Below are 12413 nucleotides of genomic sequence, written 5' to 3'. Positions count from 1 at the left end.
CGCAGGTGTTCCCGCGAACAGGTGATCGTCGCTCAGGAGATTGCCGTGGGTGCCAACGACCGACCATGCTTACGGAGCGCGCACGACGGGATGCATACCGTCACTTCACGAGCGAGTCCCACGACACGTACTGAGCAAGGAGAACCATGAACTTCCTCACCGACGTCCTCGCCGGCCTCATCCACTTCATCGGCTGGCTGGTCTGACGTTCCGGCGACGTGAAGGCGGCGCCGTCCCTCCCGGTCCCACGGGGAGGCGGCGCCGCCGTGCGTTCGTCCGGTTCCGCTGACAGCGGCCCGCAGGTCATGAAGAATGCGGACCACAGCACCGGAACAGCACGGACAGGGCGACGCGCGCACCACGGGGGATGTGTGGACGAGCTGGTGGAGTTCAGGACCGACGACGGCACGACGGTGGTGGTCTCGGCGCCGCGGGAGACGGCCGGGTCCCGTCCGGTGTCGCGGGGCGGCAGCGGCCCCACGCAGGCGGCCCGCACCTTCGAGGCTTCCCTGGACGGGGCGCGGGCGGCGGCCGAGTCGGCGCTACGGGTGTTCCGGGACGGCACGCTGCGACCGGACTCCGTCGAGATCGAGTTCGGGGTGCGGCTCACCGCCGAGACCGGTGCCGTGATCGTGAAGGGCGCCGCGGAAGGCCATCTACTGGTGCGGCTGACCTGGTCGCCCGAGCACCGTCCGGCGAGCACCGCGGACACCCCCGGTGCCGTGCCGGAGCCGACGCCCGCCGCATGACGGTGAACGCACCGCGCCCGCACCGCCCTTCGGCCACCGAAGACCTCCCCCTGAAGAGCCCGGCGGGTACCGGTTCCGGTGCCGCCTGGCACGCCCGGGTGGACTGCGGCCGGGAGGTCGGCGCCGGGTTCCTGGTCTCCCCCCGTGAGGTGCTGACCTGCGCCCATGTCGTACGGGACGGCCAACACTCCCCGGTGGAGGTGACGTTCCCGCACGCCACCGGCCTGGGACCGGTCACCGCACGGATCGTCACGGACGGCGGTTGGGCCGGCGGCGATCTGGACCCGGGCGATCTGGCGGTCCTGGAACTGGCACACGAAGTCCCCCTGAAGCCCGTCGAGTTCGCCGCGCCGGACGAGGGCTACGGGGAGCCGCCGCCCCGGCTGCTCCTCCACGGCTTCCCCGACCGGTACGACGAGGGCACCGTCGCCGAGTACCGCATCACCGCCGCCGGTCGACTACGCGACGAATGGGTGCAGTTGGAGGCGTGGACGGGCCACGGCCAGCCGGTCGCCCCCGGGTTCAGCGGGGCGGCCGTCGTCCTCGCCGCGACGGGCCGGGCGGTCGGCATGGTCACCTCGGCGACCGGGGAGCGCGGCGCCCGGATGCTGCCCGCCGCGGTACTCGCCCGCTACGTCCCGCAGCTCGCCGAGTTGGTGCCCGCACCCGGCTTCGGACCGGCGGCCACATCGGCCCTGCGGGGACTGCTGGCGGACGTGGTGCGCACCGGAGCGCCGTGCGTACCGGACCAGCTCTACGCCGAGGCGGTCGATCCGGTGACCGGGCCGCCGTTGCCGCCCGGCGGATTCCGTTCCCTGTGGGACGTGCTGTGGTACCTGCTGTTCGAGGTGGCGGACCCGGCAGCCCCCGGCCGCTTCGCCCGCCGCCTCGCCGACCTCGTGGACGACCAGGACCTGCGGTTCGCCCTGCACCAGTGGGCCGGCGCAGCACCCCGGGGCACCGCCCCCGCCGCCCCCGTCGACCCCTCAGCGCCCGACTGGTCGCCGATCGTGGTGGAACTCGAACGCAGCGGCGCCGGCGGCGGGCAGTACCTCGCCGAGGTGTCGGCCTACCGGGACGGACACCGTCGACTGGTGGGCTCCCGGACCCTCTCCAAACGCGAACTGTCCCGCTACGTCGCCGAGCGCGTCGACGCGGCGTTCCGCGAACTCCCGCACGGTGCACCGGTGTTGATCGCGTTCGTGCTGCCGCGCCGGTCCCTCAACGAACCCGTCGCCCAGTGGCCGCGCGGCGCGGACGACCCGAGTCCGCTGGGCTGTCTGTACCCGCTGGTCGTGATGGACCGGGACCGGCGCCGACAGGGCTCCCTCCAGCACGCGTTGCGACGCAAGTGGCACCAGCTCGACGGACGGGCCGGCACCGAACTGGTGCGGGTGGAGTGCGGCAGCACCGAAGACCAGGGCCGGCTCACCGTCCGACTGTTCGACGACGGGCACGTGATGGCGTTCACCGCCCCGCCCAAGTCCCCCCGGATGCGCCAGCTGTTCACGGCCGGGCTGAACGGTTCGGTGCCGGTGATGTTGTGGCCGCGCACCGGGTGCGACGGCCGGCACGGCGCCGACGGGCCGTGCACGGGCGGCACGTTCCTCGACGAGCTGCGGGCGTACCTGGCCGGGCTCCCCCCGAGCGAGATCCCGCTCCGGGTACACGCCCTGCGCAAGGACGTCTACCTCTCCGGCGACCTCGCCGGGCACTGGGCACGGGACCTGACCCTGCTGTGGGAGGACCCGCGCTGCTTCCCCGAGCCCTCCGGCCACGCCGCCTCCCCCGTCCGCTGACCCGCGCCCGCCCTTTCCTACCCGCCGAGGAGCCCGGTTCATGTCCCAGTGGCCCGTCTACACCGGTGCGTCAGCGCCGCACGACCACGTCGACGCGTTGCCCGACCCACCGCCGTGGCGCGCATTCGACGGCGGGCCCCCGTTGGAGCCACCGGCCGAGACCGACGCCGGCCGCGGGGCCGTCTCCCCGGACCGGGTCCACCGGGCCCGCACCTACCAGGCCACCGAGGAGAGCGTGGACCTCGTCAACGCCGCGCTGTACCTGCGGCGGCCGTTGCTGGTCACCGGCCCGCCCGGCAGCGGCAAGTCCTCGCTCGCCTACGCCGTCGCCCGCGAGCTGCGGCTCGGCCCGGTGCTGCGCTGGAACATCACCAGTCGGTCCACCCTCCAGGACGGCCTCTACCAGTACGACCCGCTGGCCCGGCTGTACGCGGTCCGGGCGGCGGCGGTGCGCGCGACGCACGCAGTGGAGGGAGTCGACGGGGCGGACCCCGTACCCGCCGGCGATGACGGCGACGGCGGCGATGACGGGGTGGAGGACCATCTGCGGCTGGGCCCGCTCGGCACCGCCCTGCTCCCCTACCGACGCCCCCGGGCGCTGCTCATCGACGAGATCGACAAGAGCGACCTCGACCTGCCCAACGACCTGCTCAACGTGTTGGAGGAGGGCCAGTACCGGATTCCGGAGCTGGTCCGGGCGGCCCGGCACACCCCGCGCGCCGAGCTGATGATCGACGGCGGCCGGGACCGGGTGAGCGTGGAGGACGGCACGGTCCGCTGCCGGTCGTTCCCGTTCGTGGTGCTGACCAGCAACGGCGAGCGGGAGTTCCCGCCCGCCTTCCTCCGCCGCTGCGTCTCGCTGCGGCTGCGCCGACCGGACGGCGACCGGCTCGAACGGATCGTCAGCGCGCACCTCGGCGCCCCCGACGACTACGCCCGCGGTCTCATCGCCACCTTCCTGGACCGGTCGGACGCCGGCGAACTCGCCACGGACCACCTGCTGAACGCCATCTACCTGACCGGCGCCGCGGGGCTGACGGGTCCCTCGCGCGATGCGCTCGCCGCGCGGCTGATGCCGTACCTGGAGGGGGGCCCGGAGGCCGGGGACGGTGATGGGTTCTGACCGCGCCGGGCCCGCGCGGGCTCCTGCCGCCGTAGCCGTCGGCGGCCCGGTGGCCCGGCTCGCCGCCGTCCTGACCGCGGCCGGGAGCGGCACCGCGCCCACCGCCACCGAGCTGGCCGAACTGCTGTGGCTCGCCCACCACGCCCGTGCCCAAGGGACCCCGCCCGCGCCGGCCCCCGTGACGCCCGCCCGCCCCCGTACGCCCCTGCACCTACCGGAACCGGACCGGCCCCCCGCCCCCGCGGACGACCCGCCGGAGCCCGCCGACCGGACCCCGGACCCGGCGCCCCCGCTGCCCGACCCGCGACCCGCCTCCGACGCCCCTGCCGCCCCGGTCACCCGGACGCCCCTGCGGGCCGCCGCCCCGCCGATGCTGCCCCGCCCGCTGGCGCTCCAGCGGGCCCTGAGGCCGCTGGGCCGACGGGTGGACGCGCCACGGGGCCACGTCCTGGACGAGGGCGCGACCGCGGACCGGACCGCGCGGCTGGCCCGGCTCGCCGACACCCCGTGGTGGTGGCTGCCGGTGCTGCGGCCCACCCGGGAGCGCTGGCTGAGGCTGCACCTGCTGCACGACGCGGGCCCCACCATGCCCGTGTGGCGGCCCCTGGTCCGCGAACTGCGCACCGCGCTGGCCCGCTCGGGGGTGTTCCGGACGGTGGAGGCGTACCGGTTGGGCGCCGACGGCCGGGTCAGCGGGCCGGGCGGCGCACCGGTACCGGTCCCCGTGGACGGTCGCACCGTGACGCTGCTGGTCAGCGACTGCACGGGCCCCCAGTGGTGGGCCGGGGCGGCGGGCGCCCGCTGGTACGGCACCTTGTGGCGCTGGACGCGACGGATGCCCGTCGCGGTGCTCCAACCGCTGCCGGAACGGCTGTGGCGGTCCACCGCGCTGTCCCCGGCGGCGGGCCTGCTGTCGGCGCCGGGGCCCGCCGCACCGAACGCCGCACTCACGTTCACCCCGTACGAGAGCACCGACGCTGCGGACCCGACGGCACCGCCGACGACCCTGTTGCCGGTGCTGGAGGCCGCTCCCCGCTGGCTCGCCCACTGGTCGGCCCTGATCGCCGACCCGGGCGGCGGCCGGATGCCCGGCGCCGCCGCCCGGGTGACGTACCGCGCCCGGCCGGACGCCCCCGGCGCACCCGCCCGGGACGACACGGCCGCGCTGCCGCCGGACGAACTGGTCGCCCGGTTCCGCGCCACGGCGTCGCCGGAGGCGTTCCGGCTCGCCGGCCACCTGACCCTGGGCACCCCGCGGCTGCCGGTGATGCGGCTCGTGCACGCCGCGCTGGAGCACGACCCGCGCCCCCAGCACCTCGCCGAGGTCATCCTGAGCGGCATGCTCACCGGGGGCGGGCCGCCCGAGGAGTACGCGTTCCGGCCCGGGGTGCGGGAGGTCCTGCTCCGGTCGCTGCCCCGCTCCTCCCGGGTGCGGACCCGGGCCCTGCTGGCACGGGTGGGCGCACTGATCGACGAGCGGGCCGGCACCACGACGGGGGCGTTCGGCGCGGAGGCCCTGGTGTCCGGCGGAGCCGGTGCGGAGCCCGGGACCGCCCCCCGCGAGGACCCCATCGCGACGGTGGACCTGGCGACCCTGCGGTACGCGACCCGGCCGCCCGCCGAAGCCGAGCCGGCACCCGGCCTGTTCCGCGGGGGCGAGGTCCTCGACGACCGCTACCGGCTGACCCGTCCCCTCCAGCCGGGCGCCTCGCTGTGGCTGGCGCGCGACCGCCGGGACGGGCAGGACGTGGTGGTCCAGCCCCAACCTCCGGGAGTCACGGACACGAACCTCACGCACACCGCCCGCCGGCTCCGCGAGATCGACCACCCGTGCATCGTCCGAGTCCTCGACTCCGGGACCCACGGCAGCACCGGATACCTCGTCATGGAGCACCTGGACGGCATCCCGCTGGGCGCACTGGCCGCACCCAGCGGGTTCCTGCTGCCGTCCCGGCTGACCGCCTCCCTGGCCCGGGGGCTCGCCGCCGCGCTGAGCGAGTTGGGCGAGCGGGGCGTGGTCCACGGGGCGGTCGGCATGTACAGCGTCATGGTGATGCCGGACGGCACGCCCAAGCTGACCTCGTTCGCGCTGGGCACCGGACCGGGCACCGATCGGCGGGGCGACGACCTGCGCCGGTTCGCGGCCCTGCTCGCCCTCCTGATGTCGCCCGACGGCGGCTCGGAGCCCCGGGCCGACTTCCTCACCCGGCTGCCGACCACCGTGCGCACCACCATGGCCGGGGCCATCACGGCCCTGCGCGAGGGGCAGGACGCGGAACGTCACGCGGTCCTCGTCTGGCTCGCCGACCTCGGCACGTACAGCCTCACCCCTCCGTCGGAACAATCCCTCCAGTACACGCTGTTGGCGGCCGTCTCGGTGCGGCGCACGGCCACCCGGTCGTGGCTCGACCGGACCGACTCCCCCGGTGAGACCCTCGCCCTCGACGTGCCCGAGCAGATCGCCATGCTGGGCATGCTGCTGCTCCGACACGGCCGCCGGGTCAGCCACGAGCAACTCGTCCAGGGGATGTGGCGGTCCGGGACCCGGCCCCCGAACCCGCGGGCCGTCCTCGCCGGGCACGCCGCCGAACTACGGCGGCTCCTCGGGCCTGGCCGGCTCGCCACGCTGCCCGACGGGTACGCACTGCACACCAGCGCCGATACGGCGGACGTGCACGACTTCGAACGGCTCGCGGCCGAGGCCGACCGGCTGTGGGCCGGCGGCGATGCCATCCGGGCCAACCGGGCGGCACGCACCGCGCTGGACCTGTGGCACGGGACCCCGCTGGTGGGGGTGCGGGGTCCGGCGGCCGACCAGGCCCGGACCCGGCTGACGGCGCTGTGGCTGCGGCTCATAGAGGTCCGGACCGAATCCGACCTGGCCCTGGACCGGGCCGAGGTCGCCGTACGCGACCTCGACCGGGTGATCGCGGCGAACCCGGACCACCCGGTCGTCCTCCGGCTGCGGCTGACCGCCCTCGACCACGCGGGCCGGACCGACGAGGCCCGCGAGACGTACCGGGCCCTGCTCGACACGGGGGAACGGCCCGACCCGGCATTCGAGCGCTACTACGGGGAGCGGGACCGGGCGCAGGGCCGCGAGCGGGACTGGGAGCAGGAGCGGCCACCGCATTAGCAGCAACCGCGCCGCCACCCCGCACCCGGCGCGCCCCCGACGGCGACGACCACCCGTCCGGCGGCCCCCCGCCCGGCCCATCCCGTCGTGCGGCGGCCCCCGCCGCGCCCGCACGATCGAGGGGATGACCGCCGCGCGGCCCCGCCGGACGGTCCGTGCACTCGGGAGGAACGCCGATGAACACCCAAGCCAGTCTGGACCAGTTGCGCCGGTGCCACATCGCGGTGGACCTGGGCGCCGCCCGGACCCGGGTGTTCGTGAAGGGCGTGGGGCTGGCGGTCGACCAGCCGAGCGTGGCCGCCGTCAACACCCGCACCGGCTCGCTGATCGCGGTCGGGGAGTTCGCGGAGCGGATGACGGGCCGCACCCCGGGCTACATCCGGGTGGTGCGGCCGGTGTCGGGCGGTTCCGTCGTCGACATCGAGATGGCGCAGCGGATGCTGCGGCACCTGATCGGCGAGAAGCTGCGCCGGGCGCTGCGCCGCAAACCGTGGCTACGGGCCGCCGCCTGCACCCCGCACGAGGCCGATCCGCTGGCCCGCCGCGCCGCGGTGGAGACCCTGGTCGGGCTCGGGGCGCGCCGGGTCGAGCTGGTGGACACGCTGATCGCCGCCGCGGTGGGCTGCGGGCTGCCGGTGGAACGGGCCGAGGCGACGATGATCCTGGTGTGCGGGGCGGCCACCACCCAGGTCTCGGTGCTGTCCCTCGGGTCGATCGTGACTGCGGAACGCATGTCGGTCGGCGGGGACGCCATCGACCACGCGATCGTGCAGCACCTGCGGCACCGTCACGAGCTGATGCTGCCCTCCCAGTCGGTGCGCCCGCTGCAACTCGCCCTGTCCGGCAACGGCCTCAGCCCGGACGGTCCGACCTCCACCGAGATCCACGGCCGGGACGTGGCCACCGGACTGGCCCGCTCGGTGCGGGTGGACACGGCGGCGGTGCGGGAAGCCATCCATACCCCGTTGACCGCGGTGCTCGACGGGATCGGCAAGGTGCTGCGGGACTGCCCGCCCGATCTGGTCGCCGATCTGGCGGACCGGGGGATCATGCTGGTCGGCGGCAGTGCGCTGCTCCCCGGCCTCGACCAGATGCTGCGGGACGCCACGGGCATGCCGGTGACGATCGCCGACCGGCCCGACGTGTGCGCGATCCTCGGTCTCGGGGCGATGCTGGAGGGCCGCGTCCAGCCGATGGTGCTCGATCCGTTGGCCGGCTGAGTTACCGGCGGGCCCCGGCGGTTGGCATCCTGGAGCGGTGAGCGAAGACGACCGTACGGCGGCGGACGCACCGCGTCTGCCGCCGCTCCTCGATGCGGTGCTGGAGGTCGGCACCGACCTGGACCTGCGGGCCACCCTCCAGCACCTGGTGACGCGCGCCGCCGAACTGACCGGTGCCCGCTACGGCGCGCTGGGCGTGCTGGACCCGGCCGGCGGCCCCGGGCGGCCCCGGGTCACCGAGTTGTACACCACGGGGCTGCCCGAGGGGACGCGGGACCGCGTGGGGCGGCTGCCCGACGGGCACACCGGGCTGATCGGCACGTTGATCGACGACCCCCGGCCGCTGCACATCGCCGATCTGACCGCGGACCCGCGGGCGCACGGGCTGCCGCCGGGCCATCCGCCGATGCGGTCGTTCCTCGGTGCGCCCGTGCCCGTCGGGGACGCGGTGTTCGGGAACCTGTACCTGACGGAGAAGGCGGGCGGCGCGTTCACCGACGAGGACGCGTACCTGCTGAGGGTGTTGGCGGCGCAGGCGGGCATCGCGATCGGCAACGCCCGGCTGTACGAGTCGGCGCGGCAGCGGGAGCGCTGGATCGAGGGCGCAGCGGCGGTGACGACGGCGCTCCTCGCGGGCGGCACGGCCCACGCCCTGGAGACGGTCGCGGAGCGGGCCCGGGTACTCGCGGACGCGGCGGCCGGGGTGATCCTGCAACAGGCCCCCGGGGGCGGGCTTGAGGCCGTGGCCGTTTCCGGGCCGGCGGGGTTCGTGGGACGCACCGACGTGGGGGGCCTGTTGGGTGCCGTGGTCCCGCCGGACAGCCCGGTCCTGGGGCGGCTGCTCGCCGGGGAGCCGGTGTACGTGGCCGACGCGGCGAGTGATCCGCGGACCTCGTCCCCGTCGGCCGCGCGTTTCGGGCCGGTGATGATGCTGCCGCTCACCTCCCGGGGGCGGCTCATCGGCACCCTCGCCCTGCCGCGGCACCGGGGCGCCCGCCCGTACACCCCGGTGGAGCGGTCGATGGCGTCCCGGTTCGCCGCGCACGCGGCCCTGGCCCTCGTCCTCGCGGACGCGCAAGCGCGCCGGGAGCGGCTCGCCGTGTACGAGGACCGGGACCGGATCGCCCGCGATCTGCACGATCTGGTCGTGCAGCGGCTGTTCGCCACGGGGCTGATGGTGGAGTCCACGCGGCGCAGGGCCGAGCGCACCGACGGGTCCGCGCCGGCAGCCGGGGAGGTGCGGGAGGAGTTGGCGCGGGCGGTGGACGAACTCGACGTGACCGTCCAGGAGGTGCGCACCGCGATCATCGCCCTCCAGCAGCCCCCGACCGATGCACCCACCACCCTGCGGGGCCGGGTGCTGCGGGAGACGGCGGGCGCTGCGGCGGTCGCCGGGTTCCCTCCGTCGGTGCGGTTCGTGGGCGCCGTCGACGCGCGGGTCGGCGATCCGGTGGCGGGACACCTCGTGGCGGCGTTGCGTCGCGCGCTGGGTGCCGCGGCCCGCCGGGCGGGGGTGAGTCGGATAGCCGTCACGGTTGACGCGGCGGCGTGTCTGGCGGACGGGAGGCCGGGGGTGCGGTTGACGGTCCAGGACGACGCCCCCGCGGCCGAGAACGGCACCGGAACCGGTGGTACCGCTCTGACCTGGCACTCCCCGCTCTGATCCGGCGGGCAGGGAGCGGCGGGGGACGCACAGTGAATGAGGGAGTAATGAGGGGTCTCTCATTGCCCTCGACAAGAGGTGGGCTGTCCGGTTTTCTGTCCGTGTCGGCGTGGCCGAAGACGGCGCACACGCCCTGACGGGGAAGCAGGAACCTGACTCCATGGCACGACAGGCACGGGCGATCCAGACGCGCGAGTCCATTCTGCTGGCGGCGGCGGCCGTCTTCGACGAACGCGGGTACAGCTCAGCGACGATCACCGAGATCCTCCAGCGGGCCGGGGTCACCAAGGGCGCGCTGTACTTCCACTTCGCGTCGAAGGAGGAACTGGCCCTCGGGGTGGTCGCGGCCCAACTCGACCTCGGTGAACTGCCACCGCAGCGCACCAAACTCCAGGAACTGGTGGACCACGGGCTGCTGTTCGCCCATCGGCTGCTGCACGATCCGCTGACCCGGGCCAGCATGGGGCTCGCGATGGACCAGCGGCGGGACGCCGTGGAGCCCGCGCCACCCCGGGGGACCCCGTACCAGGCGTGGATCGACCGGATCGACCAGGTGCTGAAGGACGCCGAGGCACGGGGTGAGTTGCTGCCCCATGTGGTGCCCGGTGACACGGCCGAGCTGATGGCCGGGGCCTTCACCGGCATCCAGGGCATGTCGCACGTGCTGTGCGAACGGGCGGACCTGACCCGGCGGGTCATCGTGCTGCTCCAGCACATCCTGCCGAGCATCGCCGTGCCCGCCGTGCTGCCGACGCTCGACCTGGCTCCGGACCGGGCGGAGCGGCTGCTCTCCGCGCGCCACGACATCCGCCCGGAGATCGAGGAGTCGGGGGGCGCCCCGGGGGTTCCCGCCCCCCGCCGCACGGTGGCCGTGGCGGCCCGCTGAACCGCTCCGCACGGCGGGCTCAGCGTCGTACGACGATGGCCTGCCGGTCGGTCAGGTCGAAGGCCAGGCGGGCCTCCTCCACCTTGGCCAGGTTCTCCTCGGACCAGGTCGTGAGCGTGGCGAACACCGGGGCGAGTCCGCGCCCCAGGTCGGTGATCTCGTACTCGACCCGGGGCGGTACCTCCGCGTGGTAGGTCCGCGTCACCAGCCCGTCGCGCTCCAGCTGCCGTAGCCGCTGGGTCAGCACCTTCGGCGTGATGCCGGTGACGGTGCGCTGCAACTCCACGAAGCGCTGGCGGCCGAGCTGGTGGAGTGCCCACAGGATCGGGGTCGTCCAGCGGCTGAAGAGGATGTCGACGACCGGGGAGATCGCACAGGGTCCCCCGGTGACGGTCTCGTTCTCGATTTCGATTTCGATCGTCATGCTGTCCTCCTGGTGAGTCGCTTTCCTCTAGGTACCCACTATCCCCGCACTGTTAGTTTCATGTCGTCCCAACGGGCAGGTCAAACAACGGACTTCAGGAGCTGATCATGATCGTCATCACAGGTGCCACGGGAAACGTCGGACGCCCCCTCGTCGCCGCGCTCGCCGAGGCGGGCGAGCGGGTCACCGCCGTCTCTCGACGGCCCGTGCCCGATGCGGGTCCGGCGGGGGTCCGCACCGTCGCTGCGGACCTCGGCGACGCGGCGAGCCTGCGGCCGGCGCTGGAGGGCGCCGACGCCCTGTTCCTGATGGTGCCGCCGGACGTCCTCGGTGGCGGGGGCGGTCCCGACGAGGTCGTGAAGACGGCCGTGAGCAGCGGCGTCCGCAAGGTCGTCGTCCTGTCCTCGCAGATCAACGGGACGCGACCGCAGGCGGGTTCGCACCAGGCGCTGCGGGTGTGGGAGGAGGCCGTGCAGGGTTCGGGGCTCGACTGGACGGTGCTGCGGCCCGGGAGCTTCGCCTCCAACGCCCTGGGGTGGGCGGACTCGGTACGTGCCGAGCGCACGATCTACGCCCCGTTCGGCGAGGTGGCCCTGCCGGTGGTGGACCCGGCCGACCTCGCGGAGGTCGCGGCGGTGGTGCTGCGCGAGGAGGGGCACGCGGGCCGCGTCCACGAGTTGACGGGCCCGGTGGCGGTGAGCCCCCGGGAGCAGGCCGCGGCGCTCGGTGCGGTGCTGGGGGTCCCTCTCTCCTTCGTGGAGCTGACGCGGGCGCAGGCGCGGGCGCGGATGGTGCGGTTCCTGCCGGAGGCGGTGGTGGACGGGACCCTCGACATCCTCGGGGCTCCGCTGCACGTGGAGCAGCGGGTGAGCCCTGCGGTGGAGGCCCTTTTGGGGCGGGCGCCGAGGTCCTTCCGCTCGTGGGCGGACCGCACGGTGGCGGCCTTTCGCTGAGCGCGGTGCCCTGCGCGCCTTTGGGTACGTCTCCCTGGGCGTGCGCGGTCCCCTGCGGGTGCGTGGTGCTTGCTCGCGCCGTTCCCCGCGCCCCTATTCGGTGCGCCCCGGCGGGCGTGCGTTGTCCAGCTGAGCTGCGTCTCGGGTTCGCGCAGTTCCCCGCGCCCCTTTTCGGGGCGCCCTGGTGCGGGTGCGCGGTGGTTGCCCGCGCCGTTCCCCGCGCCCCTTCGGGGCGCCCCATGCCGCACACGCCGAGCAGGGCGCACTCGATCAGGGGCGCGGGGAACTGCGCGAACCCGGGGCGCGGCCCGGCCGGACAACGCACTCCAGCCAGGGCGCACCCAAAGGGGCGCGGGGAACTGCGCAAAACCCCAGCGCACCCCGCTGGACGACGCAGCCCAGCACGGGCGCACCCCAGGGGCGCGGGGAACTGCGCGACCCTGGGGCGCACCCAAAGGGG

Annotated in this window: 9 protein-coding genes; 8 read left to right on the top strand and 1 reads right to left on the bottom strand. The window is 74.9% G+C overall.

Going from position 1 to position 12413, the window contains the following annotated elements:
* Positions 1-371: 371 nt before the first annotated feature.
* From ACFV88_RS09560 to ACFV88_RS09530, 7 genes are all read left to right on the top strand, one after another.
* Entirely contained in the window at positions 372-749 is a 378-nt protein-coding gene (locus tag ACFV88_RS09560) for a CU044_2847 family protein (RefSeq protein WP_385487849.1), read from the top strand.
* Entirely contained in the window at positions 746-2548 is a 1803-nt protein-coding gene (locus tag ACFV88_RS09555; RefSeq protein WP_385487847.1) for a trypsin-like peptidase domain-containing protein, read from the top strand. The genes ACFV88_RS09560 and ACFV88_RS09555 overlap by 4 nt, the downstream gene beginning before the upstream one ends.
* Positions 2549-2588: 40 nt before the next feature.
* Complete coding sequence (locus ACFV88_RS09550; protein WP_385487845.1) at positions 2589-3671, top strand: AAA family ATPase; 1083 nt, start codon at positions 2589-2591, stop codon at positions 3669-3671.
* On the top strand, positions 3661-6807 hold the full coding sequence (locus ACFV88_RS09545) for an SAV_2336 N-terminal domain-related protein (protein ID WP_385487843.1): 3147 nt from the start codon (positions 3661-3663) through the stop codon (positions 6805-6807). Before ACFV88_RS09550 ends, ACFV88_RS09545 begins: the two co-directional genes overlap by 11 nt.
* A 176-nt stretch (positions 6808-6983) precedes the next feature.
* A complete protein-coding gene (locus tag ACFV88_RS09540; protein WP_385487841.1) occupies positions 6984-8027 on the top strand; it encodes a rod shape-determining protein in 1044 nt (347 codons plus the stop codon).
* A 37-nt stretch (positions 8028-8064) separates the two neighbouring features.
* Positions 8065-9690: a GAF domain-containing protein gene (locus tag ACFV88_RS09535; protein ID WP_385487839.1), complete on the top strand. Its 1626-nt coding sequence runs from the start codon at positions 8065-8067 to the stop codon at positions 9688-9690.
* Positions 9691-9850: 160 nt separating this feature from the next.
* Positions 9851-10576: a ScbR family autoregulator-binding transcription factor gene (locus ACFV88_RS09530; protein WP_385487837.1), complete on the top strand. Its 726-nt coding sequence runs from the start codon at positions 9851-9853 to the stop codon at positions 10574-10576.
* A gap of 19 nt (positions 10577-10595) precedes the next feature.
* On the opposite strand, the gene ACFV88_RS09525 is transcribed toward ACFV88_RS09530, so the two are convergent.
* A complete protein-coding gene (locus ACFV88_RS09525) occupies positions 10596-11000 on the bottom strand; it encodes a winged helix-turn-helix transcriptional regulator (RefSeq protein WP_385487835.1) in 405 nt (134 codons plus the stop codon).
* A 107-nt stretch (positions 11001-11107) separates the two neighbouring features.
* On the opposite strand from ACFV88_RS09525, the gene ACFV88_RS09520 reads away from it, so the two are divergent.
* The gene (locus ACFV88_RS09520; RefSeq protein ID WP_385487833.1) at positions 11108-11953 is read left to right on the top strand and encodes an NAD(P)H-binding protein; all 846 of its coding nucleotides are present in this window, start codon (positions 11108-11110) and stop codon (positions 11951-11953) included.
* The last annotated feature ends 460 nt before the right edge of the window (positions 11954-12413 follow it).

This window comes from Streptomyces sp. NPDC059816 (assembly GCF_042732055.1).
In the GTDB taxonomy this organism is placed as follows: Bacteria; Actinomycetota; Actinomycetes; order Streptomycetales; family Streptomycetaceae; genus Streptomyces.
Note: the sequence above shows the minus strand (reverse complement) of the source record. Positions and strands in the feature narration are given on the sequence as shown.